Origin of the sequence: Mesorhizobium qingshengii (assembly GCF_900103325.1) — a bacterium.
Classification (GTDB): Bacteria; Pseudomonadota; Alphaproteobacteria; order Rhizobiales; family Rhizobiaceae; genus Mesorhizobium; species Mesorhizobium qingshengii.
Genome location: NZ_FMXM01000002.1, coordinates 629,916 through 656,907 on the forward strand (window position 1 = coordinate 629,916; position 26,992 = coordinate 656,907).

Below are 26,992 nucleotides of genomic sequence, written 5' to 3' on the forward strand. Positions count from 1 at the left end.
GTCGGCGCCCGTTTGATCGGCGCACAATATGCAGGCGACGGGCACGACGCTACCGCCTGTTTGCGACACGCCGCAGGTGCGGCGCGACCCGATATGGATCAGGAAAATTCGCTACCCGTCAGGCAAAAGCCCAGATGTCCTCGGCCTGGAAGCCGACCTGGTAGCCCGCGGTCTTCATCTTGACCACGACCTGGCCGATCTCCGCTGCCGGCAGCGCGCCGACCTCGACCTTGATCATGCCTGGACGGTAGCGCTTGAGGTCGAGCTGTTCGAAGACAATCCAGTCGGCGCCCTCGCAATCGACGAGGAAAGCATCGATGTGGGTGATGCCGTTGCGGTCGAGCAATGTCTGCAGCGTTTCCGATGGCACCTCGATATCCCTGAGATGCGGTGCGAACTTGTTGAAGTTGGCGTCGGCCTCGCCCCAGGCATTCTTGCCCGACATCAGATTGGTGTCGGTGACCGACGAGCAGCCTATGAACTCGATGGGCAGCGTACCCGCCTCGAGCGCGGCGGCATCGAAGGTGTGGACGGTGATCGTCCCCTTCGTCTTGGTGACAGCCACCGGCTCGATGACAAAGCGGCTCGTGTCGGGATAGTTGGCGCGCAGCCGTTTCTGATTGTAGGGGATCGGCTCGACCAGCACGGCGCGAGCGCCGGGAATGCGGTGCAGCCATGGCGTGACGTCGTCGAACAGCGCACCGTCGCAGGCCCCGACATTGACCATCTGGAACGGCCGTCCCGCCCCACTGAGGCGCGCCTTCAGCGCTGCCTTGGCCAGGAACTTTGTCCCGCGCAGCGACGGCCCACGATCGATCACGCCCTCGGGAAGACCAAGCGACAGGGCGATGCGCGCCAGGCTGGATACGGATCTCATGACTTGTCTCCAGGAATGACGTGCAAGGCGGTGCGCTGCTGGCCACGGGCCACTGTCGCCCATAGTGCCATCAGCGGCGTCGCCAGCAGCAGGAATGGCGGGATCAGATGCGGGAAATAGATGCGCGTGTCGTGGATCGGGAAGACGGCGAACTTCGCCAGCGCGCCGAGCACCAGAGCCGCAAACAGAATGCCGGCACGGCGGTCGAGGCGGAAGCCGGCGCGGCCGGCCGCATACCAGCCGGCCAGAGCCAGCACCGACACGCCGACCCAGCTGTTCAGGCTGACGGCGCGCAGCAGCGACGTGGCAAACGCCCGGAGATAGGCTGTGACCGAAAATGGCGGCTCGAACCCGTCCATATTGTAGTGCTGTTCGATGCTGGAGAACCAAAAATGCGGCCACCAGCCGGGATGATGGGCCCAGTGCGAGATGGCGAAGTAGGCGACGAAGGAAGCGGCAAACCCGGCCACCGCGCCCCACGCCTTCTGCCGGAACGAAACCAGCAGCACCGCGAAAATAGCCAGGAAAACTATAGTGTCCGGCCGAGCCATGAAGGCGAGGAAGAGCAGGACCGCGGTTGCGACCTCGCGACCCCGGACATAGGCGTAGAGCCCGCCGAGAAACAGCGCCGAACACAACAGGTCGGGCGTCGCGGCACGTGCCGCATCGCCGAAATCGGCCATGATCAGCACAGCGCCGACCACGGGCGCCAACGCCAATGCCTTCTGCGAGCGTAGCCAGAGCAATGCGATCGCGCCGAACAGCAGGACGGAGAACACGGAGACGAGCCGCATCGCCTCGACCGGCGACATCACCGAACTCATCGTCGACAGGATCTCGGCGTAGAGGAACTTGATCCGGTACATGCCAAGTAGCGAATGGAAGTCGGCGGCATTTTCCGTCATGTGGCTGCGGAACCCGCCCCCATCATCAGTCAGGGTTTTATAGTCGCCTGCAGAAACACCTGATTTGACGGTGTCGTAGGCGTAGTCATGCAGCGCCTGCGAATCGGGATAGGTACCCTCCTCGGCAACAGCGAGATAGGGCAGCATGTCCCAGTTGGCATCCGGCATCGCCCATGCCGTAAACGCCGTCAAAAGGATATAGAGCGCGAAGGCCGCCGCGCCGATCGGCGCGGCCAGCCGCGCATAAGTCCCCTCACCCCACGCCAGACCGGCCTCGGTGAGCCGGTCGAGCGGGTTTTTCGCGGTGGGAGACTTGGTCAGCATTGCTCAGCGAACTTCTATTTAGCGGACTTGGCTTTTGACGAAATCCTTCACGATCGACACGATACCGCGCGACAGCAGGCTGTCGAAGGCATCGACGAAGCGGTCGACATGCTCGCGCTGGCAGATCAGCGGCGGCTCGAGCCGGATGACGTTGCGGTTGTATTCGGTGAAGGCGACGAGCACGTCATAGTCGCGCAAGAGCAGCGCGCCGACGAAGCCGGACAGGGAGCCCTTCAGCTTGTCGTCGAGCACGCTGACGATCGGGCGCAGCACCATCGGCAAGGTCTGCGAGAAGTCGTGGAACTCCAGGCCGACCATGAGGCCCTTGCCGCGCACGTCCTTAATGATCTTCGGGTACTTGTCCTTCAGCGCCTGCAGCCGCTGCAGCAGATAGTCGCCAGTGACGGCGGCGTTGTCGATCAGCCCCTCGTCATAGAGCACGTTGAGCGCCTCGATCGAGGTGACGCAGGCCTCGCCCATGCCGCCGAAGGTCGCCATGGCGTGGATCATCGCCGTCTTCGGCGTGCCATAGGCCTTCATGTAGACCTCGCGCCGGGCAATCATCGCGCCGACGGCCGCCTTGCCACCGCCAAGCGACTTGGCCAACGCCGTCACATCGGGAACGACGCCGTAATGCTCGAAGGCATAGAAGCGGCCAGAGCGGCCATAGCCGCACTGCACTTCGTCGGCGACCCACAGCACGCCATACTGGTCGCACAGTGCGCGCAGCTTCTGCCAGTATTCGGCCGGCGCCTGGATGATGCCACCACCGCCCTGGATGGTTTCGAGCACGATGACGCCGACCTCCGGGTCGGAGCGGAATAGACGCTCGACCGCTTCGATGTCGGCAAAGGGAATACGGACCGTGTTGTCCGCCATCCTGAAGTCGGCGCGATAGAGCTGGCCGTCGGTAATGCCCAGCACACCCTTGGTCTTGCCGTGGAAGGAATTCTCGGCATAGACGATTTTCGGCCGCTTCGGGCCGGCGGCGCGCTCGGCGAGCTTCACCGCGGCTTCCATGGCTTCGGAGCCGGACGAACCGAGGAACACCATGTCCAGATCGCCCGGCGAGCATTTGGCAATGTTGTGCGCAAGTGCCGCCGCATATTGCGACATGAAGGCGATGGCGATTTCCTGCCGCTTCTCCTCCTGGAATTTCTTCCGCGCCTCCAGGATACGCGGATGGTTGTGGCCGAAAGCCAGCGAACCGAAACCGCCGAAGAAGTCGAGGATCTTGCGGCCATTCTGGTCGATGTAGAACATGCCTTCGGCGCGCTCGATCTTGATCTTGTGGAAGCCGAGCAGCTTCATGAAATGCAGCTGGCCAGGATTGAGATGCGCCTTGAACAGATCGGTCATGCGCGCGACATCCATCGACTTGGCCTGCTCGACGCTGATCAGGTCGGGCTTGGCGATGGTGGCGGGCGACAGCGCCGGCGCGCTGACCATGGTGCGCACATTCGTCTGCTCGGGCTTGGCCATGACGGTCATTTCAATCTCCTGTCTGCGCGCACGAACAGGATCGTGCGCAACGAAAACTGTCTTGCGAGCCCGCTATTCGGCGGGCACATGTTTGGCGGCGACGGCGTGACCGGCCTTCTTGGCGCGGTACTCGCTGTAGGCGGCGATCAGCATGTCCTCGTCGCGATACTGCGGCACCCAGCCGAGCTGGCGCTCGGCCTTGGAGACGTCGAGCACGCACTCCTCGTCGGCGATCAGATATTGCTCCGGGTCCATGATCGGCATGTTCATGAGATCGAGCAGGTCGAGCGTGCGCTTGACCGCCCAGCCTGGCGTGGGCAGCAGGATCGACTTCGAGCCGGCATGCCGGATCAGGTCGCCGAGCAATTTCTTCACCGGTGGCGGGTTGAGCGAGCCCAGATTATAGGCTTCGTTGGGCACGCCGGCCTTCCAGGCCGCGCGGGCAGCTTCCGCACAATCGAAAACAGAAATGAACTGGTACGGGTTCCTGCCCGAACCGATCATCGGCACGGGCAGATTCCAGTCGATCAGCTTGAACAGTTTTTCGAGAATGCCGAGCCGTCCGGGGCCGATAATGAGGCGCGGGCGAAACAGCGAGATCGACATGCCGCGCTTACGCCATTCGGCGGCCAGTTCCTCGGTCTTCTGCTTCGACCAACCATACTCGCCAAGCGGTGCGACCGGGTGCTCTTCGGTCATCGGCTGCGTGATCGTGTGGCCGTAGATCATGTCGGTCGTATAGTGGACGAGCTTGGGTGCGCCGGCTCTGCCCATGGCCTGCATGATGTGCTCGGTGCCGTGGAAGTTGACCGGAAAGAAGAAATCGTGGCGCTTGGCGCGCACCTGGATCGGCGACAGCATCTTGGCCGACAGGTTGTAGACCATGTCATCTGGCTCGATGCCGACAAATGCCACCGAGGCAGCCTCGGTCACGTCGCACTGGACGAAACGGACGTTGCGGTAGTGCGGCAGGTCGCTCTTGACCATGTCGGCGACGACAACCTCCTCACCATCAGCCACAAGCTTCGGGGCAAGGTGGCGGCCGACGAAACCGTCGCCGCCGAAAATCACATGTCTCATCGAACGGTCTCGCTGTGAATCTTGTCGGACGAAAGGGAAGCCGTTTCCTCGTCATGCCCGCGGCCACTTTGCGCGATCAGCACCGTGCCGACGCAGATGCAGGCGATGCCTGCGATGCGCCAGCCATTGAGATCCTCGCGGAAGACGAAATAGGCGAAGATGGCGACGGCGACATAAGCGAGGCTGAGGAACGGATAGGCGAAGGAAAGCTCGACCTTGGACAATACATAGAGGTGCGAGGCCATCGAGATGACGAAGGTGCACAGGCCAAGGAACACCCAAGGGCTAAAGACGATCTGCAACAGCTTGATGAGCGGGTTGACGCCCTCGAACGAGATCGGCCCGAGCGACATCATGCCTTGCTTCAGCATCAGCTGCGCTGCGGCATTGGTCATGACCGTAAAGAGAATGAAGACGATGTATTTCATGTTTTCCAAGCCACCCCTTCACGTCTCCTATTACAAACCCGCGAATATTTCGTGAAGTCAAAAGAACGTTTTGAAAGAACCGCAAGCTTATCGTTGCACTAACCAATATTATTTCAAATTCTACCTATTCCGCGGCTTCGACGGCGCCACGCCGCGTGTCGAGCTTCTTTGCGGTCCGCGCCCAAAAGCTTGACATGAAGGCCTGATCGCGAAGCGCCTCCAGGCGAGGCCATTCGGGAAAGGACGAAGCGAAGATATCGGCGGGCATGCGGGCGTCCTTGTAGGGATTGACCGCACCGCCGGCCTCGACCGTGATGCGGTCGAGTTCCCGCAGCAAGGCCAGCGTCGCCGCTCCCCGGTTGGGGAAATCAAGCGTCAGCGTGTATCCGGGACGCGGGAATGAAAGCAGCGCCGGCGAGCGGACGCTGCCGAAGCGTTTCAGCACGGTGAGGAACGACCCCTGCCCCGCTCGCCTGGCGGCAGCGAGAAGCTCCGGCACGACGGTGCGCGCGGCCGCTTCCGGTATCACACTCTGATGCTGGAAAAGCCCTTTCGGCCCGTAAAGCCGGTTCCAGTCGCCCACGCCGTCAAGCGGAAAGAAGAAACTGTGGTAACCGACCTGGCGCGGCGCCGTCGACCGCCCCTTCTTCCAACGGTAGGCAGCGTTGAATGCGGTCAGGAACGGGCGATTGAGCACATTGAACGGCGGCTGGACCGGTATCGAGAGATTGCCGCCGGCACGCGAGGCGGCATGCGAGCCGTGATCGGCATGATTGCCGGTGAACAGCAATCCACGACCGCTGTTGCGACCGCCGGCAAGCTGGTCGATCCAGGCGACCGCATATTCATTGGCCTGATCGGCGGCCTCGGCCAGGCCGAAGAATTCGCCAAGGTCGCGAAACGGCGTCGCCTTCTCGACGATGTCGAGTGAAGGAACCCGCATCAACCGGATCGAGGCCGACAGGATGAGGCCGGTCAGTCCCATGCCGCCGATCGTCGCCCGAAACAGCCGCGGATTGTCTGTCGCCGAGCAGCGATGGCTTTTTCCGTCGGACCTGAGCAGCGTGAAGGTCTCGACATGGCAGCCGAAAGTGCCGCGCCGATGATGGTTCTTGCCATGGACGTCATTGGCGATGGCGCCGCCGAGCGTGACGAATTGCGTGCCCGGAACAACCGCCGGGAAGAAGCCGTAAGGCGCGGCATGGGCGATGATGTCGGACAGGAGCACGCCGGAGTCCGCCTCGATAAGACCCGTCTCGGCGTCGAAGGCTCGGATACGGTTCAACGGCCGCATGTCGACTACCGTGCCGGCCTCGTTCTGGCAGGAATCGCCGTAGGAGCGCCCATTGCCATAGGCCAGCAGCGACGCCGGCTTGGCCTGGCCTGCCCTCAGCAGCGCAATGCCATCCTCGGCGCCGATCGCTCGTGGCGCTGGCGGCGTGGCGAGGCCAAAACTGTGGAACCGTTCGGCAGCCATGCCTACCAGCCCCCGATGACCAGCAGCACCGCGCCGATCAGCACGACGATCTGGCTGCGCCAGTCACGGATGATGAAGACGACCGGGTCGTCATGCATCTCGTCGCGGCGGGCGAGAATCCAAACGCGCATGGTGAGATAGAGCACGATCGGCGCCAGCGGCCAGATCAGCCACGGATGCGGATAAAGCTCGCGCACCGAAACACTGTCCATGTAGAGCGCCAGAACCAACGCCGAGGAGAAGGCCGAGGCCATACCGGCCTGGGCGACGATCTCCTGGTCCTCGGTGCGATAGCCGCGACCGGCAATGCGCTCGCCAGGCGGAATTGCGGTGGTGCGCAATTCGACAAAGCGCTTCACCAGCGCCAGTGACAGGAAGAAGAAGATAGAGAAGGCAAGCAGCCAGAACGAGACGTCGACGCCGGTCGCGGCCGCACCCGCCAGGACGCGGATCGTGTAGAGGCCGGCGAGCGTCAGCACGTCGACCAGCAGCATGCGCTTGAACGACAGCGAATAGGCTGTCGTGACGACCATGTAGCCGCCGAGCACGGCCAGGAATTCCACCGGCAAAAGCAGCCCGGTGCCGATGCCGATCGCCAGAAGCACAGCGATCGAGCCTAGGCCGAACGGGATCGACAGGGCGCCGCTCGCAAACGGCCTGTTGCGCTTGGTGACGTGCTTGCGGTCGAGCGCGAGGTCAAAGAAATCGTTGAGGATATAGATGGCCGACGCCACCGCGCTGAACGAGATAAACGCCAGCAGGCATTCCCAGATCATGTCGGAGTTGAAATATTCGTGCGAGAGCACCATCGGCACCGCGATCAGCGAGTTCTTCAGCCACTGATGGACGCGCAGCATCTTGATGATGGTCCGCAATGTCGGCTTCGGAACAGGCATCGTCTCGGCGCCGTGCGCCGCTTGCCAGCGAGCGGCATGACGATCGGGCGCCACGACGATCGCCGCTCGCGCGGCATCGAAGACCTGGAGGTCGTGGCGGCTGTTGCCGGCATAGTCGAAACCGCCGTCGCCATAGGCCGCGATCAGCGAGGCGCGCTTCTTGCCCGAAGTGAGATTGTCGAGACCGTCGGTTGCCAGCACCCGGTCGAAAATGCCGAGGTGAGTAGCGATGGCGTCGGCGAATTTGCGTGGCGTGCCGGTCGCCAGCACGATCCTGCGGCCTTCGGCGTGCTCAGCGCGAATGCGATCGAGTAGCGGCTCGCGATAGGGCAGCGCCGTCGGGTCGATGTCGATGCGTTGGGCGATCGCCTGCTTCAGCCGCGCCGGTCCGCTGGCGGCCCAGAAAGGCACGAGGAAGATATAGAGCGGATTCTTCTTGAAAAGGATGAACAGTCCTTCCCACAACAGGTCGGTCGCGATCAGCGTGCCGTCGAGATCGACCGCAAGCGGTATTGCGTTCCTTTCCGAGCGCGCATCCATGTCCGTCCTGCCCTGCCAGCGTATGATCCGGGAAACCGGAATCTCGTTGCGCGCCCCGTTTCGGCGTCTTGAAAGCTGGTATAGCGGGGGATGGCGTAGCGAACGTTAAAACGCCCGGTTGCAGGCGGCTGCCGCGGCTGTATTTCCGGCGTCATTGTTAAACAACTGCTACCGGAAACGATAAAAGGCCGAGCGAATGCCCGGCCTTTCCTGTCATACCGTTGAGACTTACTTGATGCGGGCGACGCCGCCCGAGATCTCGACTGTTTCAGAGCCGGTCAGGGCTTCGAGGTCGCCGTTGGGCAAGGTGACGAAGCAGCCATTGGCGCAGAACTCGACCGTTTCACCAGCGGCCAGCGCAAGGTCGGTCTTGCTGCCGCCCTCCGTCACGACCAGCGTGCGGGTCTCGGCGTCCTTATTGACCGCGCTCGCGGCATTGGCCGAGCCGACGGCAGCGACCAGGGCGACGGCAGCGACGAGAGACTTCCACATGTTGCAATATCGGTGTTCCCACCGCCTCTGTTGCATTTCGCAAGGCATTTTCGCCTTTGCATGGAAGCTTATATGAGATGGAAGCTGAACCGCAACTGAATGCCGCATTCATGCCGTAATCGACTTTGGCATCCTCCATGCCGGTCAACGCGCGGCGAGACCGATCTTCGCAGCGCATTATCAGCGCTGATCGCGAACGGCTGACAAGGGAACAAGAAGCCTAGTCGGGATCGGGCTTGCGCACCTTGCGCCCCGTCTTGGCCAGTCGCTTCTTCTCGGCCTCGGCCTCGGCCTTCACCTGTTCCTGTTCGGCGAAGTCGGCCTCGATCTTGTCGTCGTCGATCGGCCAGGCCTTGGGCTTCTTGATCTCGACGACGGCGCGCGGCGTCGAGGGAATTTCGATGTGCTCGTCGTTGAATTTTTCGAGCACGGCGAAGCGGACGTCGTTCTGCAGAATGTTGCCGTTCATCACATCGGCCAGGAAAACCCTGATCTCGAATTCGAGCGCGGCCGCGCCAAAATTGGAAAACAGTACGAAGGGTTCGGGGTTCTTCAGCACCAGCGGATGATTGCGCGCGATCTCCAGCAGGATGGCATGGACCTGCTTGACGTCGCTGCCATAGGCGACGCCGACCTTGATGTCGATGCGGCCGAGCTTGTTGCGATGCGTCCAGTTGCCGACAGAATTGTTGATCAGGTTCGAATTGGGCAGGATCACCGACTGACGCTGGAAGGTCTCGATCTCGGTCGCGCGTACGCTGATCTTCTTGACCGTGCCGCTGACATCGCCGGCGACGATCCAGTCGCCGACCTTGAACGGCCGCTCGGCCAGCAGGATCAGGCCGGAGACGAAATTGGACACCACATTCTGCAGGCCAAAGCCGATACCGAGGGAAAGAGCACCGGCGACCAGCGCAAGACTGGACAGGTCGATGCCCGCCGCCGAGATGCCGACAAGAGCCGCAAGGGCAACGCCGGCATAGCCGACCGCCAGCCGGATCGAGTTGCGCACCCCGGTATCGACCTTGCCGCGCGCCATTACCGACCCGTCGAGCCAGCCCTGGAACCAGCGCGTCAGGAAATAGCCGATGACGAACACGACGATGCCGGAGAGGATGCCAGTGACCGAAATCGTCACCGACCCGATATTGATCCCGGTTGCCAGTTTGTAGGCCCACGCCTGGATGTCGCCCGGCTGGAAGCCCCACATCAGCAGGATCAGCGGCAGGAACACCAGCACGATCATCAGGTTGATGGCGACGCTGACGACGAGGCCGAGCTGGTCGAGTGCCGTGTCCTCGTAGCTGGAATTGGCCGACAGCCAGCGCCCTACCGAGGTGTTGGCGAAAGCCCCCTCATCGCCGATCGCCCGCGCCGACAGGAAGCCGATATAGGCGGTGATCAGGGCGGTGCCGGTGACCACGACCTGCAGCGACACGAACAGGGCAAGGCCGATATAGCCGAGCAAGGCCGCGACTATGGTGAACAGACCAAGCGACAGCGACAGGTAACGCAGCCATGCCGGCCATGGCCGCCAGCTTCCGTCGCGCGCCTTGAACGGTCGCAGCATCGCCATCAGGATCAGGATGATGCCGACGATGATTGTGGCGACGAAACTGCGGGCGATGGTCAGCGACAGCGGCGAGCCCATCTTGTCATTGATGACTGACAGGAAAGTGTTGACGCTGATGACCACGGCCATGGCGGTAGCCAAGCGAACCAACCAGCGCGCCGGCCCCGTCTCGACCGGGATAAGACGCCAGGTCGGCAGCCGCGGCGATAGCGCCGCATTGGTCAGCCGGTTGACGCAGAACACCACCCCGATGACCGTCGCCAGCGCATTGAGGAAGAGGCCTATGTCGCCGCGCAACACATTGTAATAATTGAAAAAGAAGATGGTCGAGCCGAGAAAGGCGCCGACTGCCAGCGTCGGCAGCAATGTCGACCAGAAGGCCACCGACAGGCGGCTGAGATAGGACGGGTTTTCGTTGGCGGGGTCAGCTTCGAATACCCGCCCGAACAGGCGCCGGCCGCCGACCAGCAGCACCAGCGCCAGCCCGAGCGCCACGAAGGTTGCCGCGAGGATGGCCTGGAACTTGAACTTGAAGGCGAAGCTCAGCCAGGACGACACCGCCTTGTAGAAATTGCCGAACTCGTCACTGGCATCCGAAAAGACCTGCGGGCTCAGCGCATCGGACAGCACGTAGCGCTTGGTCAAAAGGTTGCGGAACAGCGCGCTGCGCATATTGCCGATGTTATCGATCAGCCCGCTGATGCGGATCGAAAGCGTTTGCGCCACGGCGATGACCGAGTTGATTTCCGCCTTCTCGGACACCAGTGCCTGGCGTTCGCCACTGACGATGTCGGGCTCCGGCGGCTGGCCGGCAGCGGGTGCTGCGCCAAGCTGCTCAAGCCGGTTGTTGATCTCGCCAAGGCGTGTGCGGAAGGCCAGCGCGCTGTTCAGCGATTGCCGCGACAATTCCTCGAGTTGCAGGCGGATATCGACGAGGGCGCTATCGTCCTCGGCGTCCTGCTGGATCTTCTTTTCGAGATTGTCGGTCTTGGTCGTCAGGTCCTGCAGGATTTTCTGCTGGTCGGCGACGAGTCCGGCCGGCGCCTGGCCAAGCCCTTGCGCCGCCGCGTCGAACGACAACGGCGCCGAAACGACAAGGGCGAGAACCAAAACGAGGCGAAGCAATCGGAAAAGCATGATTTGTTGGCGACTCACGGGCGCAAAGAGCAGTTTGAAAGCCTGTCCTTGATAAAGACGGCCATATCATGGGGCAAGCCGTCGCATCCGATCGCTGACCCAACCTGATCGCGGGCCCAAGCGTCGGCCAGTCGAAAGGCGATGGCGCAATACTGGCTTTGCGGATGCGGCCTGCTCTATAGTCTGCCGCATCGCCCGAACCGGATGACAATGATGGCAGAGTACTCGGCCTTTTCGCTGCTCGCGAACGCGCTCAAGGGAAACAAGGACTGGAAGCCGGCCTGGCGCAAGCCGGATCCGAAGGCATCCTATGATGTCATCATCATTGGCGGTGGCGGCCATGGGCTGGCGACCGCTTATTATCTCGCCAAGGAACACGGCATCACCAATGTCGCCGTGCTGGAGAAGGGCTGGCTCGGCTCCGGCAATGTCGGCCGCAACACGACGGCTGTGCGCTCGAACTATCTGCTGCCCGCGAACACCCGCTTCTACGAACACTCGATGAAGCTGTGGGAGAACCTGTCGCACGAGCTCAACTACAACGTCATGTTCTCGCAGCGCGGCTGCCTGAACCTGGCGCACACGCCCGCCCAGTTCGACGACTATGCAAGGCGCGGCAATGCCATGCGCCATCTCGGCGTCGACGCCGAATTGATGACGCCAGCGCAGATCAAGCGTCTGATCCCGGCGCTTGATATCTCCGACAGTGCACGCTTCCCGGTGATCGGCGGCCTGATGCAACGGCGCGCCGGCACAGCCCGCCACGATGCGGTGGCCTGGGGCTATGCGCGCGGTGCCGACCGGCGCGGCGTCGACATCATCGAGAATTGCGAGGTTACCGGCTTCCTGCGCGATGGCGACCGCGTCACAGGCGTGTCAACCTCGCGTGGCGACATCCGCGCCAAGAAGGTCGCGGTTGCCGTGGCCGGCAGCACCGGACGCGTCATGCAGTTGGCCGGCATCGAGACGATGCCGATCGAGAGCCACGTGCTGCAGGCCTTCGTCACGGAGTCGCTGAAGCCCTTCATCGACACCGTCGTGACGTTCGGCATGGGCCATTTCTACATGTCGCAGTCGGACAAGGGCGGTCTTGTCTATGGCGGCGACCTCGACGGCTACAACAGCTACGCCCAGCGCGGCAATCTGCCCATCGTCGACGAAGTGATGAGCGAGATGCTGGCGCTGTTCCCAGGCCTTGCCCGCGTGCGCATGCTGCGCTCATGGGGCGGCGTCTGCGACATGTCGATGGATGGCTCGCCGATCATCACCACCGGTCCCCTGCCCGGCATGTATCTCAACTGCGGCTGGTGCTATGGCGGCTTCAAGGCGACGCCGGCTTCCGGCTGGTGCTTTGCCTGGACCATCGCCAAGGATCAGCCGCACGACTTCAACGCCCCGTTCACGCTCGACCGCTTCCACCGCGGGCTGGTGATCGACGACAAGGGCCAGGGCGCGACCCCCCGGCTGCATTAGACCATGATCCGGAACCGCACGACCGCGCTAGCGAAAAGTGGAAACCGGTTTTCCGACCGGATCACGGTCAAACAAGAAGATAGAATTCAATGTTGATCACCTGTCCGTATTGCGGCCCTCGCGATGTCATCGAATTCACCTATCAGGGTGACGGCAACCGCGAGCGTCCCGACCCCGCCTCGCAGAATTTCGAGGCGTGGAACGCCTATGTCTACGACCGGCTGAATCCGGCCGGCGACCACAACGAAATCTGGCAGCATTCCGGCGGTTGCCGCGCGCATCTGCGGGTCGTGCGCAACACGCTCACGCATGAGATATCCAGCGTCGCCTTCGTGCGCGGCGATCACACCTCGATCGCGCGTCGCAAGGCCGAGGGCAAGTCATGAGCCCGCGCCGCACCGACACAGGCGGCCGCATCGACAGGCTGAAAACCATCCGCTTCACCTTTGACGGTGTGGCCTATACCGGCCATGCCGGCGACACGCTGGCATCGGCCCTGCTGGCCAAGGGCGTCACCCTTTTTGGGCGCTCGTTCAAATACCACCGCCCGCGCGGCCTGCTGACGGCGGGTGTCGAAGAACCCAACGCCCTGGTGACGGTGCTGAAGGGCGAGGTCCGCGAGCCCAACATTCCGGCGACCATGGTCGAGATCCATGACGGACTGGTGGCCATCAGCCAGAACCGTTTTCCGTCGCTTGCCTGGGACATCAATGCCGTCAACCAGCTCGGCGGCAAGCTCCTCTCGGCCGGCTTCTACTACAAGACTTTCATGGGACCGGTGATCGGTCCGCTCAAAGGCACGCGCTTCTGGATGGTCTGCGAGCATTTCATCCGCCGAGCCGCCGGCCTCGGCAGCGCCGGATCGGCAAAGGACCCGGCCCGCTACGAGCGCATGAATGCCTTTTGCGACGTGCTGGTGGTCGGCTCCGGCCCCGCCGGGCTGATGGCCACCAAGGCCGCCGCCGATCAGGGCGCTCGCGTCATGCTGGCCGATCTCGAGCCGCGTTTCGGCGGCTCGGCCAACTGGTCTGATGAGACGATTGATGGCGCGCCGGCCTCCGACTGGGCCCGCCGCACCGTCGCTCAGCTCGAAGGACGCGACAATGTCCGGCTTTTGCCGCGCACCACGGTCTGGGGCTATTACGACAACAACACGCTTGCGGCACTCGAACGGGTCACTGACCACAAGGAGCAGCCCGGCAAGGGCGAGCCGCGCCATCGCTACTGGGCAATCCGCGCCAACTCTGTTGTTTTGGCCACGGGTGCTTTTGAGCGGCCGCTGGTCTTCCCCGGCAACGACAGGCCGGGCGTGATGCTGGCGCATGCCGCCGAGCGCTATGCCAATGAGTTCGGCGTGCTGCCGGGCGAGCGGATCGCGCTGTTCACCAACAATGACAGCGCCTATCGGACGGCCGTCGCCTTGAAGAAAGCGGGTGCGGCGATCGTCGCTATCGCCGACGTCCGGACGGAGCTTTCAGCCGAGATGCGCAAGCTGGCCGAGGAAGTCGAGGCCGAGATCCTTGCTGGCCATGCCGTCGTCGCCACCGAGGGCGGCAAGGCGCTGTCCGGTCTCAAGCTGCAGCGCTTCGACATGGCCAATGGCACGCTCACCGGCGATGCGCGCAGCATCCACGCCGATTGCCTGCTGATATCGGGCGGCTGGTCGCCGACCATCCATCTGGCCAGCCAGGCCGGCGCCAAGGCGGAATGGAATGCCGCGCGGCAAGCCTTCCTGCCACCGAAGCCGACACAAAAGTGGATCGGCGCCGGCGCCTTCACCGGCAGTTTTTCGACGGCCGAGGCGATCGCCGAAGGCCGCGCCGCCGGCCTTGCCGCGGCCGGTGGAACAGGCACGCCGACGGCATTGCCCATCGTCGAAGCCGTACCCGGAGATCCCGATCCGGCGCCGGTTTTCGAAATCAGGGCCAAGGGCAAGAGCTTTGTCGATTTCCAGCACGATGTCACGGCGGAAGATGTGCGGCTGGCGCACCGCGAAGGCTTCGTCTCGGTCGAGCATCTGAAGCGCTACACCACGCTCGGCATGGCGACCGACCAGGGCAAGAGCTCCAATATCCCAGGCCTTGCCATCATGGCCGAAGCACTGGGCAAGCCGATCCCCGAGGTTGGCACGACGCGCTTCCGGCCGCCCTTTGCACCGGTGTCGATCGGCTCGCTGGCGGCGGAGCGCTTCGGCGACCTGAAGCCCGAGCGGCTGACGCCGATGCATGACTGGCATGTCGCCAATGGCGCGACCATGTATTCCGCCGGCCTCTGGTACCGGCCGATGATCTATGGCCATGCCGGTGAGACGGTTGAGCAAGCCTATGTGCGCGAGGCCAAGGCGACGCGTGAAAGCGCCGGCATCGTCGACGTCTCGACCTTGGGCAAGATTGCCATGCAAGGTCCTGATGCCGCCGCATTCCTCGACCGCGTCTACACCAACATGTTTTCGACGCTGGCGGTCGGCAAGGCGCGCTACGGGCTGATGCTGCGCGAGGACGGCCTCGCCTTTGACGACGGCACCACCTGGCGGCTGGGCGAGCAGGATTTCCTGATGACCACTACCACGGCGAACGCCGGCAAGGTGATGCAGCATCTGGAATATTTCCTCGACGTCATCTGGCCGGAGCTGAAAGTCCACGTCACCTCGGTGACCGACGAATGGGCGGGCGCCGCGATTGGCGGGCCGAAGGCCAGGCAGATCCTCGCCTCTTGTGTTACCGGCACGGCAGTCGACAACGCCACCTTGCCCTTCATGGGCATCGTGCGCGGCGAAATAGCTGACGTGCCGGTGATGATCTGCCGGCTCTCCTTCTCCGGCGAAATGGCGTTCGAGGTTTATTCCGGTGCCGGCCATGGCACCCATGTCTGGGAGGCACTGATCGAGGCCGGCAAGCCGCACGGGCTGGTTACCTACGGGCTCGAGGCGCTGGGCACGATGCGCATCGAGAAGGGCCATGTCACCGGCGCCGAGATCGACGGCCGCACCACGGCGCGCGACCTGCATCTCGACTGGATGCTGTCGAAGAAAAAGCCGTTCATCGGTTCGGCGATGATGGACCGCGAGGGCCTGATTGCGTCTGACCGTCTGGAACTGGTCGGCGTGATTGCACTCGACAATCGGCCACTGAATGGCGGCGCGCACATCGTCGAGGAGATTGACGAGGCTAATCCTCACGGCTCGATCGGCCACATCACCGCTTGCTGCTATTCGCCGGCGCTGGGCAAGCATATCGCGCTCGCCCTGGTCAAAGGCGGCAAGGCGCGGCGCGGCACGCGCGCCCATGTCTCCGATCCCCTGCGCAACCGCTTCGGACCGGTCGAGATCGTCTCCAACCACTTCTTCGATCCGGAAGGGACCCGCATGCATGGTTGAGCGTCAATCGCCCCTTGAGCCGGAGTTTCACGTCGGCTCGCACGGCAATTTCGAGCATGGCGTCGAGATCATCCTGACCGAGACACGGCCGGGTTCGATCGTGCAGCTGGCGGCCTGGCCCGGTGAGGAAAAGGCGCTGATATCAGCCATCCGCACCGTCACCGGGCTTGCGCTGCCCGATGGTGCCGGCGGCGGCTTGAGCGACGGCGTGAAGTCGGTGTTCGGCTTCGCACCGGGAAAATTCACCGTCGCCGACGAAGCCGAAGGACTGGCCGCGGCATTCGCCAAGGTGGTAACCCCGGCCATCGGCACGGTGACCGATCTTTCGCACGGCCGCACCGCCATCCGCATCGCCGGGCCGAAGGCCGAATGGGTGCTGGCGAAGTTCTTCGCCATCGACTTCGCGCTGCCGGCCTTCCCGGTTGGCGCCGGCCGCTCGACCACCCATCACGACGTCTTCGCCCAGATCCAGCGCACCGGCGCCGACCAGTTCGACATCTATGTCTTTCGCTCGTTCGCCCGCTCGTTCTGGAAGGCGCTCTGCCATGCCAGCGAGGAAGTCGGCTACGAGGTGCAATAGAGCAATTCCAGGAAAAGTGTGAAACGGTTTTCCCGGGAAAAGCGCCTCGCGCTTTCCCTCCGGAATTGCGTCAAGACAAGGAGTAGAGCAATTCACCGTTTCCCGAATTGCTCTAACTGGCGCGGCCGGATGGTCGCTTCGCCCCTGGTTCTGGCATCAAGGCCGACCGGTTCTGCCGCTAGAGAATTCCGCGGCAAACGACCATGGTGGCAAAACGTGGCCGCCTAGCCGGCCCAAGGGATAAATCCCGTCTCAGCGTCGGCACATCGTTTGGTTCGAACATCTCCATGACCGCAGAAATATCCGCCGGCGCCACGGATCGCGCCGATGTGTCGGCCAGGGCCATGCTCCTGCTGCCGCTGACGGTTGCCTGCGGCGTCTTCATGACCAGCCTCGACCAGAATGTCGTGGTGACGGCGCTGCCGGGTATCAGCGAAAGTCTCGGCCGCCCGCCCAGCCAGCTCGGCCTCTTGATCACTGTCTATGTCGCCAGCCTGATCATCTCGATGCCGCTTGGCGGCTGGGCCGCCGACCGCTTTGGCCTGCGCAACGTCTACTGCTTCGCCTTGCTGGTGTTCGCCACCTCGTCGGCCCTGTGCGGGCTCTCCGACAATATCTGGATGCTGGTCGGGGCGCGGGCGCTGCAAGGCTTCGGCGGCGCGCTGATGGGCACGCTCGGCCAGGTCGTCATTCTGTCAACCTTTCCGCGCAGCCGCACGCTCAAGATCAACATGTACATCTCGCTGGCCGGCCAGTCCGGGCCTTTGGTCGGCCCGCTCGTCGGCGGCGCGCTGACCACGTACATCTCCTGGCGCTGGATCTTCTTCATCAACGTGCCTTTCGCGCTGACAGCGGCGGTGCTTGCCGCCTCGCTGTTTCCGACGATGACCAAGCCAGTGCGCACGCCGTTCGATTTTTCGGGCTTCCTGCTGGTCGGCAGCGGCATGGTGCTGCTGGTCTTCGGCATGGACTCACTCGCCGCGAAGGACGCGGCTGGCGGCATGATCGCGGCTGAACTTGCGCTGGCGATCCTCGTCCTGACGGCCGCCTCGTTCTACTGCTTGCGCGCCCGCAATCCGCTGCTTGACCTCAAGCTTCTGCGCATCCGCACCTTCCGCATCTCCTTCCTCACCGGCGGCGGGCTGGATACGATCGGCCTCAGCTCCGTCGTCTTCCTGCTGCCGCTGATGTTCCAGCTCGGCTTCGGCATGAGCGCGGTGCAGGCGGGATCGCTCACCTTCGTGGCGGCCATCGGATCGCTGGTGATGCGTCTGTTCATGCCGCGCATTCTCAACCGTTTCGGTTTTCGCCGCGTGCTGGTCTTCAACACGCCCATCGTTGCCTGTCTGGTAGCTGGTTTTGCCCTGATGCAGGCGACGACGCCGGTCTGGATCACGCTCACCTATATCTTCGTCTTCGGCGTCTTCCGCTCGATGCAGTGGGCCTCGACCGGCAACCTCGCCTATTCCGACATCGCGCCCGAACAACTCGCCCGCTTCAGCGCGCTCTATTACATACTGTGGCAGCTCGCCGTCGCGATCAGCGTCGGCCTGGCGGCCGCGACGCTGTCTTTCCTGGCCGGAGGCGGTCCGGCCGTGGCCAGGGATTTCCGGATTCTGTTCGTGATCGAAGGCGTCATCACGCTCTGTGCACTGCTGGCCTATCTAAGGCTGACGCCACGCGATGGCGCCCATGTCAGCGGTCACGGCACGCAGATGAATACGGAATAGTTGACGTCGCCGGTTCCCTGCGTGGCCGCTCTACTCGCTGAACGACACCCACTCTTCCAACGGCACGCGGTCGGTGCGGAAGGTGTTTTCGGGTTTGGACGTATCCTCATGGCCGAGCGCCATGCCGCAGACGACGATCTCCTCGTCGGGAATGTTGAGCACCGGCCTGATCTGCCGGTGATAGGGCGCGAACGCGGCCTGCGGGCACGTGTGCAGGCCCCTGCCCCGCGCCGCGACCATGATGTTCTGCAGGAACATGCCGTAGTCGATCCACGAGCCCTGGTTGAGCCGGCGGTCGATGGTGAAGATCATGCCGACCGGCGCGTCGAAGAAGACGAAGTTGCGGTCGTGCTGGGCACGCATCTTGTCGACCTCCCTGCGGCCGATGCCGAGCGCGCCATAGAGGCCAAACCCGTTGGCGCGCCGGCGGGTCAGGTAGGGCTCGAAGAACTGCGTGGGATAGTAGCGATACTCGTCCCAGTCGGCCTTTTCGGCGCGAATGCCGGAATTGAGAATGGCGTCGGTGATCCGCTGCTTGGTCTCGCCCTTGGTGACGTAGACCCGCCATGGCTGCATGTTGGTGCCCGATGGAGCCCGGGCCGCAACCGACAGAATGTCTCGGATGGTGTCGTCATCGACCATGTCGGGCAGGAATGCCCGCACCGAGCGGCGCGACAGGATCGCCTCGTCGACGATCTCGGCATCACCCGCGATTCCGGGGTTATTCTCCAGCATGGGCCGTCCCTTACCCTTTGTCTCGCTCGGACGTCCCCACTCGCCGCTCGCGGCCGAGCCTTTGCATGAACCACCAAAATCGTGCAAGCAAATCTTGAGCATCTGTGAAAATCTACTTGATTTTTTCATGAGCTTGATTTCTCATGAAATTTGACCGTTCTTTTTCATGAAGTGAGCGTTTTGCCTTCACCTACCGCACGAACATTGCAGGGGCCTGACGAACGCGTGCTGGCCGGCGATATCAGGGCGCTGCGCAAGGCGCGCGGGCTGACGCTTGCGGAGATCGGCCTGAAGCTCGGCCGCTCGGTCGGCTGGGTCAGCCAGGTCGAGCGTGGCCTCTCGGCGCCATCGCTCAGCGACCTCAGAGCCTTCGCCGAACTGTTCGGCGTGCCGGTCAGCCTGTTCTTCAGCCATGACGTGCCCGTCGAAAGCGAGCGCGGCGTGGTCGTGCGCGCCGGCAGCCGGCGCACGCTTGGCACAAGCGAATCCGGACTGGTGGAGGAGCTTCTGTCGCCCGATCTCGGCGGTAGCTTCGAGATGCTGCGTTCGGTCTTCGCACCGGGCGCGGAGCTGAAGATCGAGGCGCGCCGGCCGACCGAGGAGGCCGGATACGTCGCGTCCGGAACGTTCGACATCGAAATTGCCGGCATTTGGCATCGGCTCGGCGAAGGCGACTCCTTTCGCTTCGAGGGCAAGCCTTTCCGCTGGCGCAATCCGGGTGCCGAGCCGGCGGTTGTCATCTGGGTGGTTTCGCCGCCGGTTTATTGAGTGCATGTCGCCCAAGGCGTGCGGCGGTTTTGGGACGACGACATGCATCAAACAAAAACAGAAGCGCGGCGCGCTGAAGATATGGGAGAAGAACATGGCCGGTTTGCCGAGCACGGCGCGCGTGGTGATCATCGGAGGCGGTGCCGTCGGCGCGTCCTCGCTCTATCACCTCGCCAAGGCGGGCTGGACCGACTGCGTGCTGCTCGAAAAGAACGAGCTGACCTCCGGCTCGACCTGGCATGCCGCCGGCAATGTGCCGACCTTCTCCTCGTCCTGGTCGCTGATGAACATGCAGCGCTATTCGACCGAGCTCTATCGCGGGCTCGCCGAAGCGGTCGACTATCCCATGAACTATCACGTCACCGGCTCGCTGCGGCTCGCCCACTCGGTCGAGCGCATGCAGGAGTTCCAGCGCGCCAAGGGCATGGGCCGCTATCAAGGCATGGACATCGACATCGTCGGCGTCGACGAGATCAAGCGCCGCTATCCCTTCATCGAGACGCACGACCTGCAAGGCGCGCTCTACGACCCAAGCGACGGCGACATCGATCCGGCGCAGCTTACCCAGGCGTTGGCCAAGGGCGCGCGCGACTTGGGCGCCAGGATCATCCGCTTCTGCCCGGTCACTGGCGTGCGCCGCGAGAACGGTGAATGGGTGGTCGAAACCGCGCAAGGCGAGATCCGCTGCGAGATCGTCGTCAATGCCGCCGGCTACCGCGCCGCCGAAGTAGGCCGAATGTTCGGCCGCGACGTGCCGATGATGGTGATGAGCCATCAGTACATCTTGTTCGAGGAGATTCCCGAGCTGGCGGCATGGTCCAGGGAACAGGGCAAGAAACTGCCGCTGCTGCGCGATGTCGACACCTCCTACTACCTGCGCCAGGAAAAGAACGGCATGAACCTCGGCCCCTATGAGCGCAATTGCCGCGCGCATTGGGCGACCCACAACGATCCGATGCCGGAGGACTTTTCCTTCCAGCTGTTCCCCGACGATCTCGACCGGCTTGAGCATTATCTGGCCGACGCCGTCGCCCGCGTGCCGATCCTGGGCACGGCCGGCCTGTCCAAGGTCATCAACGGCCCGATCCCCTACACGCCGGATGGCAATCCGCTGATCGGCCCGATGCCCGGCGTCCCCAACGCCTTCGAGGCCTGTGTTTTCACCTTCGGCATCGCCCAGGGCGGCGGCGCCGGCAAGGTGCTGGCCGAATGGGTGACGCAAGGCCAGACCGAATGGGACATGTGGTCGTGCGACCCGCGCCGCTTCACCTCCTTTGCGTCCGAGCCGGACTACTGCGTCGCCAAGGGCATGGAGATCTACGGCAACGAATACGCCATCCAGTTTCCGCGCCATGCCTGGCCGGAGGGTCGCGACCGCAAGCTGTCGCCGATCCACGACCGCATCAAGGCGTTCGGTGCCCGCTTCGACGCCTATAATGGCTGGGAGCGCGCCACCTGGTACGCGCAGGACGGCGACGACATCTCAGAGGAAGCCACGCTGACCTTCCGCCGCGAGGGGCCGTGGCAGCATCGCGTGCGCGAAGAGTGCCTCGCCGTGCGCGACGCGGCCGGCATTCTGGACCTGCCGGGCTTTTCGCGCTTCAACCTCGAGGGGCCGGGGGCCGCCGAGTGGCTGAGCCTGCAGGTCACCGGCCTGGTGCCCAGGCCCGGCCGCATCGGCCTCGTCTATTTCGCCGACGACAAGGGCCGCATCGTCACCGAAATGTCCGTCGTGCGCCACGACGAGAATGTGATGACGCTGATCACCGCAGCGGTTGCGCAATGGCACGATTTCGAATGGCTGAAATCGCGCATGCCGAGGGATGCGGCCTTCAAGCTGATCGACCGGACCGAGGAATTCTCCACCCAGATCCTGGCCGGTCCAAACTCGCGAAAAATCCTCGCCGATGTCTGCGAAGCCGACCTCGCTTTGCCATGGCTGACGCATCAGGAAACGAAGATCGCCGGCCGTTGGGCGAAGCTTGTGCGCGTGTCCTTCGCCGGCGAACTCGGCTGGGAGATCCACACCAGGGTCGACGACACCGCCGCCATCTTCGACGCCGTCTGCGCCGCTGGCCAGAAGCATGGGCTGAAACCGTTCGGCATGTACGCGCTGGACTCACTCAGGCTCGAAAAAGGCTACCGCACCTGGAAGGGCGACCTCTCAACCGACTACTCGATCCTGCAGGGCGGGCTGGAGCGCTTCGTCAAATGGGACAAGCCCGACTTCCGAGGCAAGGCAGCACTGCAGAACGAGAAACAGCAAGGCGTGAAGAAGCGTTTCGTCACGCTGGTCGTCGAAAATCCCGGCGATTGCGACGCGCCCTACATGTCGACGCTGTGGCATGACGGACAGATCGTCGGCGAGACGACGTCCGGCGGCTGGGGGCATCGCGTCGACAAGTCGATCGCGCTCGGCATGCTGCGCGCCGATCTGGCGGAACCGGGAACGAGCGTCGAGGTCGAAATCTTTGGCGAGCGTTTCAAGGCGATCGTGCAGAAGGACGAGCCGCTATGGGATCCGAAGAACGAGAGGCTGCGCGCATGAAGAAAGTCGTCCTCACCGATGGCGGCATGGGCCAGGAGCTGGTTCGGCGCAGCAAGTCCGAGCCGACGCCGCTATGGTCGGCCAGGGTGCTGATCGACGAACCCGATTTGGTACGCGACCTGCACGCGGAATTCATCCGCGCCGGCGCCCGAATCATCACCATCAACACCTATTCGGCCACACCCGAACGCCTGGCCCGCGAGGGTGCCGAGGACCTGTTCAAGCCGTTGCAGAAGCGCGGCATCGAACTGGCCAGGCAGGCCCGTGACGAGGCCGGCGACACAGCGATCGCCGGCTGCCTGTCGCCGCTTTTCGGCAGCTACGCGCCGGCGCTGACCATTTCATACCAGGACACGCTCGACATCTACCGCCGCATCGTCGCCGAGCAGGCCGACGGGGTTGATCTGTTCCTGTGCGAAACCATGGCGTCGGCCGATGAGGCGCGCGCGGCGGTCACAGCGGCATCGGAAAGCGGCAAGCCGGTATGGGTGTCCTGGACACTGGCCGATCACGGCAAGCCGCGGCTGCGCAGCGGCGAGACGATAGCCACCGCGGCAAGCGCGCTGGACGGTTTGCCCGTAGCGGCGCGGCTATTGAACTGCTGCCGTCCGGAAGCGATCGCCGCGGCCCTGCCTGAACTGATCAACCTCGGCGGCCCGGTCGGCGCCTACGCCAATGGCTTCACCTCGACAGAGGCGCTCAAGCACGGCGGCACCGTCGATGTGCTGCACGCCCGCCACGACCTCGGTCCGGACGCCTATGCCGCGCAGGCGATTGGCTGGATAGAGGCCGGCGCCGATATCGTCGGCGGCTGCTGCGAAGTCGGACCACCGCATATCGCCGCCCTGCGCGACCGGCTCGAACAGGCCGGCTATGAAATTTCGGGAGATATACATGCCTAGACCATCATCGCGCATTTCCGGCATCGTGCCGTCAGGCAAGGATGGCTGGGAAGTCCATTTCGAAGCCTGGACGCGCAAGGAGGCTGGCGAGGACATCATCATGCTCTCGGTCGGCGACCACGACTTCGACACGCCTTCGGAAACGATCGAAGCCTGCGTGACCGCGGTTCGCGGCAGCAATCACCACTACACCCCGCTTCCCGGCTTGCCGCGTCTGCGCAAGGCGATGGCGGCAGCCTCGACCGCTTGCACCGGCGTTGCGACCAACCCCAACCAGGTGATCGCCACGCCGGGCGGGCAGGCCGCGCTCTATGCCGCCGTGCAGGCTGTTCTCGACCAGGGCGACCACGCCATCGTGGTGGCGCCCTACTACGCCACCTATCCCAACACGTTCAGTGCGGCCGGCGCCGATTTCACCGTGGTCGAGACGCCCGCCGAGGACGGGTTCCAGCCGCGCGCCGACATGATCCGCGCGGCAATTCGGCCGAACACCCGCGCCATCCTCATCAACACCCCGAACAATCCGACGGGCGCGGTCTATTCGCGCCAGCGGCTGGAAGATCTGGCGCAAATCTGCAGGGAGCACGATCTCTGGCTGCTTTCGGACGAGGTCTACTGGACGCTGGGCGGCGGCGAGCATGTCTCGCCGCGCTCGCTGCCCGGCATGGCCGAGCGCACGCTGGTCATCAATTCGATGTCCAAGAGCCACGGCATGACCGGCTGGCGCATGGGCTGGCTGACCGGTCCGGAGGAGATGATCTCACTGCTGGTCAATCTCAATCTGGTGACCACCTATGGCTTGCCGGCCTTCATCTCGATCGCCTGCGCCGAGGCGCTCGAGAACGGTTACGGCGTCAAGGAGATCGCGGAACGCTATGCGGCGCGCCGCACTGTCTTGCTCGACGCCGTGCGCGGCATGAACAATGTCAGCGTTCGCGGTTCCGAAGGCGGCATGTATGTCATGCTCGACATATCAGCCGTCGAACCCGACGACGAGAAATTCGCCTGGGCCCTGCTCGACAAGGAAAGGGTTGGCGTGATGCCTGGCTCCAGCTTCGGCGAGGCGGCCGCGGGCCACATCCGCATCAGCCTCTGCCAGCCCGAGCCCGTGCTGCAGGAAGCAGCGCTGCGGCTGCGACGCTTTGTTTCCAGCTATCGCCGCGAGGCCGCATGAACACCCCTGCCCCCAAAGCCGTCCCCGCCAAAGCCCGCGCCGTCATCATCGGCGGCGGCGTCTCCGGCTGTTCGGTCGCCTATCACCTGGCCAAGCTCGGCTGGACCGACATCGTGCTCCTAGAACGCAAGCAGCTGACGTCGGGCACGACCTGGCATGCCGCCGGCCTGATCGGCCAGTTGCGCGGTTCGCAGAACATGACGCGGCTGGCGAAATATTCGGCAGACCTCTACGTCAAGCTGGAAGCGGAGACCGATGTCGGCACCGGCATGCGGCAGGTCGGCTCGATCACAGTGGCGCTGACCGAGGAGCGCAAGCACGAGATCTATAGGCAGGCGTCGCTCGCCCGCGCCTTCGATGTCGATGTGCGCGAGATTTCGCCCAATGAAGTCAAGCAGATGTACCCGCATCTCAATGTGTCCGACGTGGTCGGTGCCGTGCATCTGCCACTCGACGGCCAGTGCGACCCCGCCAACATCGCCATGGCGCTGGCCAAGGGCGCGCGCCAGCGCGGCGCCACCATTGTCGAGAATGTGAAGGTCACCAAGGTCCACACCAAGGCCGGCCGCGTCACCGGCGTATCCTGGGCACAGGGCGAAGAACAAGGCACCATCGAAGCCGACATCGTCGTCAACTGCGCCGGCATGTGGGCGCGCGAACTTGGCGCGCGGAACGGCGTCACCATCCCGCTGCATGCCTGCGAGCATTTCTATCTCGTCACCGAGCCGATCCCCGGCCTCACCCGTTTGCCCGTCCTGCGCGTGCCCGACGAGTGCGCCTACTACAAGGAAGATGCCGGCAAGATGATGCTCGGCGCCTTCGAGCCGGTGGCCAAGCCCTGGGGCATGGACGGCATCCGAGAGGATTTCTGCTTCGACCAGTTGCCCGAGGACATGGACCACTTCGAACCGATCCTTGAAATGGGCGTCAACCGCATGCCGATGCTGGCGACAGCCGGCATCCATACCTTCTTCAATGGCCCCGAAAGCTTTACGCCGGACGACCGCTATTATCTCGGCGAAGCGCCCGAGCTGTCCGGCTACTGGATGGCAACCGGCTACAATTCGATCGGCATCGTCTCTTCCGGCGGCGCCGGCATGGCGCTGGCGCAGTGGATCAACGACGGCGAAGCGCCCTTCGACCTGTGGGAAGTCGACATCCGCCGCGCCCAGCCGTTCCAGAAGAACCGCCGCTATCTCAAGGAGCGCGTCTCGGAGACGCTCGGACTGCTCTATGCCGACCATTTCCCCTATCGCCAGATGGCGACGTCGAGGAATGTCAGGCGTTCGCCCCTGCATGAGCATCTGAAGGCGCGTGGCGCCGTGTTTGGCGAGGTCGCCGGCTGGGAGCGCGCCAACTGGTTCGCTCGTGAGGGACAGGAGCGTGAATACCGCTACTCCTGGAAACGGCAGAACTGGTTCGACAACCAGCGCGAGGAGCACATGGCAGTCAGGAACGGCGTCGGCCTGTTCGACATGACCTCGTTCGGCAAGATCCGCGTCGAGGGCCGCGACGCCTGCGCCTTCCTGCAAAAACTGTGCGCCAATGACATGGACGTAGCGCCGGGCAAGATCGTCTACACCCAGATGCTCAACCGGCGCGGCGGTATCGAGAGCGACCTGACCGTCTCGCGGCTGTCGGAAACCGCCTACTTCCTCGTCGTGCCGGGTGCCACGCTGCAGCGCGATCTGGCCTGGCTGCGCAAGCACCTGGCCGACGAATTCGTCGTCATCACCGATGTGACGGCGGCCGAAAGCGTGCTCTGCCTGATGGGTCCGGATGCACGAAAGCTGATCCAGAAGGTCAGCCCGAACGATTTCTCCAACGAAGCCAACCCGTTCGGCACCTTCCAGGAGATCGAGATCGGCATGGGACTGGCCCGCGCCCACCGTGTCACCTATGTCGGCGAACTCGGCTGGGAACTCTATGTCTCGACCGACCAGGCAGCCCATGTCTTCGAGGCGATCGACGAGGCGGGCGCGGATGTCGGCCTGAAGCTCTGCGGCCTGCACACGCTGGATTCCTGCCGCATCGAAAAGGCGTTCCGGCATTTCGGCCATGACATCACCGACGAGGACAATGTGCTGGAAGCAGGCCTCGGTTTTGCGGTCAAGACGGCCAAGGGTGACTTCATCGGTCGCGATGCCGTGCTGCGCAAGAAGGAATCTGGATTGAACCGCCGGCTGGTCCAGTTCCGGCTGAAGGACCCGCAACCCCTGCTCTTCCACAACGAGGCGATCCTGCGCGACGGCAAGATCGTCGGTCCGATCACCTCGGGCAATTACGGCCATCACCTCAGCGGCGCCGTCGGGCTGGGCTATGTGCCGTGCCTGGGCGAGAGCGAGGCGGAGGTGCTGGCCTCATCCTACGAGATCGAGATCGCCGGGGAGCGCTTTGCCGCCGAAGCATCGTTGAAGCCGATGTATGATCCGAAGGCGGAGCGGGTGAAGATGTAGCGCCTTTTTACCCACCCCCTTGTGGGGAGGGTCGGCTCG

20 protein-coding genes are annotated in these 26,992 nt (G+C 63.6%); 10 read left to right on the plus strand and 10 right to left on the minus strand.

What is annotated here, in order from left to right; genetic code table 11:
• Window positions 1-118 precede the first annotated feature (118 nt).
• From BLS48_RS03165 to BLS48_RS03205, 9 genes are all read right to left on the minus strand, one after another.
• Window positions 119-877 (minus strand): FkbM family methyltransferase, encoded by a 759-nt coding sequence (locus tag BLS48_RS03165; RefSeq protein WP_091575499.1) that lies wholly within the window; start codon window positions 875-877, stop codon window positions 119-121.
• The gene (locus tag BLS48_RS03170; RefSeq protein WP_091575501.1) at window positions 874-2,106 is read right to left on the minus strand and encodes a glycosyltransferase 87 family protein; all 1,233 of its coding nucleotides are present in this window, start codon (window positions 2,104-2,106) and stop codon (window positions 874-876) included. The genes BLS48_RS03165 and BLS48_RS03170 overlap by 4 nt, the downstream gene beginning before the upstream one ends.
• A gap of 18 nt (window positions 2,107-2,124) precedes the next feature.
• Window positions 2,125-3,555, minus strand: a complete 1,431-nt coding sequence (locus tag BLS48_RS03175; RefSeq protein ID WP_208604579.1) for an aspartate aminotransferase family protein — start codon at window positions 3,553-3,555, stop codon at window positions 2,125-2,127.
• Window positions 3,556-3,660: 105 nt separating this feature from the next.
• Window positions 3,661-4,668, minus strand: a complete 1,008-nt coding sequence (locus BLS48_RS03180) for an NAD-dependent epimerase/dehydratase family protein (RefSeq protein ID WP_091575503.1) — start codon at window positions 4,666-4,668, stop codon at window positions 3,661-3,663.
• Complete coding sequence (locus BLS48_RS03185; protein ID WP_091575504.1) at window positions 4,665-5,096, minus strand: EamA family transporter; 432 nt, start codon at window positions 5,094-5,096, stop codon at window positions 4,665-4,667. Before BLS48_RS03185 ends, BLS48_RS03180 begins: the two co-directional genes overlap by 4 nt.
• A gap of 124 nt (window positions 5,097-5,220) precedes the next feature.
• Entirely contained in the window at window positions 5,221-6,573 is a 1,353-nt protein-coding gene (locus BLS48_RS03190; protein ID WP_091575505.1) for an FAD-binding oxidoreductase, read from the minus strand.
• A gap of 2 nt (window positions 6,574-6,575) precedes the next feature.
• Window positions 6,576-8,009: a UbiA family prenyltransferase gene (locus tag BLS48_RS03195; protein WP_091575506.1), complete on the minus strand. Its 1,434-nt coding sequence runs from the start codon at window positions 8,007-8,009 to the stop codon at window positions 6,576-6,578.
• Window positions 8,010-8,237: 228 nt separating this feature from the next.
• The gene (locus tag BLS48_RS03200; protein WP_167364919.1) at window positions 8,238-8,501 is read right to left on the minus strand and encodes a hypothetical protein; all 264 of its coding nucleotides are present in this window, start codon (window positions 8,499-8,501) and stop codon (window positions 8,238-8,240) included.
• A 220-nt stretch (window positions 8,502-8,721) separates the two neighbouring features.
• Entirely contained in the window at window positions 8,722-11,211 is a 2,490-nt protein-coding gene (locus BLS48_RS03205; RefSeq protein ID WP_091575508.1) for a mechanosensitive ion channel family protein, read from the minus strand.
• Window positions 11,212-11,424: 213 nt separating this feature from the next.
• Here BLS48_RS03205 and BLS48_RS03210 point away from each other — a divergent pair, with 213 nt between their 5' ends.
• From BLS48_RS03210 to BLS48_RS03230, 5 genes are all read left to right on the plus strand, one after another.
• The gene (locus BLS48_RS03210; protein WP_091575664.1) at window positions 11,425-12,684 is read left to right on the plus strand and encodes a sarcosine oxidase subunit beta; all 1,260 of its coding nucleotides are present in this window, start codon (window positions 11,425-11,427) and stop codon (window positions 12,682-12,684) included.
• A gap of 89 nt (window positions 12,685-12,773) precedes the next feature.
• Window positions 12,774-13,070, plus strand: a complete 297-nt coding sequence (locus BLS48_RS03215; protein WP_091575509.1) for a sarcosine oxidase subunit delta — start codon at window positions 12,774-12,776, stop codon at window positions 13,068-13,070.
• Window positions 13,067-16,060, plus strand: coding sequence for a sarcosine oxidase subunit alpha (locus tag BLS48_RS03220; protein ID WP_091575510.1), 2,994 nt, complete (start codon window positions 13,067-13,069; stop codon window positions 16,058-16,060). The genes BLS48_RS03215 and BLS48_RS03220 overlap by 4 nt, the downstream gene beginning before the upstream one ends.
• Complete coding sequence (locus BLS48_RS03225; RefSeq protein ID WP_091575511.1) at window positions 16,053-16,640, plus strand: sarcosine oxidase subunit gamma; 588 nt, start codon at window positions 16,053-16,055, stop codon at window positions 16,638-16,640. Before BLS48_RS03220 ends, BLS48_RS03225 begins: the two co-directional genes overlap by 8 nt.
• A gap of 287 nt (window positions 16,641-16,927) precedes the next feature.
• The gene (locus tag BLS48_RS03230) at window positions 16,928-18,370 is read left to right on the plus strand and encodes an MFS transporter (protein ID WP_091575512.1); all 1,443 of its coding nucleotides are present in this window, start codon (window positions 16,928-16,930) and stop codon (window positions 18,368-18,370) included.
• A gap of 30 nt (window positions 18,371-18,400) precedes the next feature.
• On the opposite strand, the gene BLS48_RS03235 is transcribed toward BLS48_RS03230, so the two are convergent.
• Window positions 18,401-19,105 carry a nitroreductase gene (locus BLS48_RS03235; RefSeq protein WP_167364920.1) on the minus strand — a complete coding sequence of 235 codons (705 nt, stop codon included), beginning with the start codon at window positions 19,103-19,105 and terminating at the stop codon, window positions 18,401-18,403.
• 171 nt (window positions 19,106-19,276) lie between these two features.
• Between BLS48_RS03235 and BLS48_RS03240 the strand changes: the two genes are divergently transcribed.
• The 5 genes from BLS48_RS03240 to BLS48_RS03260 all read left to right on the plus strand — a co-directional run bounded on the left by BLS48_RS03240 (window position 19,277) and on the right by BLS48_RS03260 (window position 26,953).
• Window positions 19,277-19,873, plus strand: coding sequence for a helix-turn-helix domain-containing protein (locus BLS48_RS03240; RefSeq protein ID WP_244529507.1), 597 nt, complete (start codon window positions 19,277-19,279; stop codon window positions 19,871-19,873).
• Window positions 19,874-19,967: 94 nt separating this feature from the next.
• Complete coding sequence (locus tag BLS48_RS03245; protein ID WP_091575665.1) at window positions 19,968-22,421, plus strand: GcvT family protein; 2,454 nt, start codon at window positions 19,968-19,970, stop codon at window positions 22,419-22,421.
• Window positions 22,418-23,323, plus strand: coding sequence for a homocysteine S-methyltransferase family protein (locus BLS48_RS03250; protein ID WP_091575515.1), 906 nt, complete (start codon window positions 22,418-22,420; stop codon window positions 23,321-23,323). The genes BLS48_RS03245 and BLS48_RS03250 overlap by 4 nt, the downstream gene beginning before the upstream one ends.
• Entirely contained in the window at window positions 23,316-24,497 is a 1,182-nt protein-coding gene (locus tag BLS48_RS03255) for a pyridoxal phosphate-dependent aminotransferase (protein WP_091575516.1), read from the plus strand. Before BLS48_RS03250 ends, BLS48_RS03255 begins: the two co-directional genes overlap by 8 nt.
• Window positions 24,494-26,953 (plus strand): GcvT family protein, encoded by a 2,460-nt coding sequence (locus tag BLS48_RS03260; protein ID WP_091575517.1) that lies wholly within the window; start codon window positions 24,494-24,496, stop codon window positions 26,951-26,953. Before BLS48_RS03255 ends, BLS48_RS03260 begins: the two co-directional genes overlap by 4 nt.
• Window positions 26,954-26,992 lie beyond the last annotated feature (39 nt).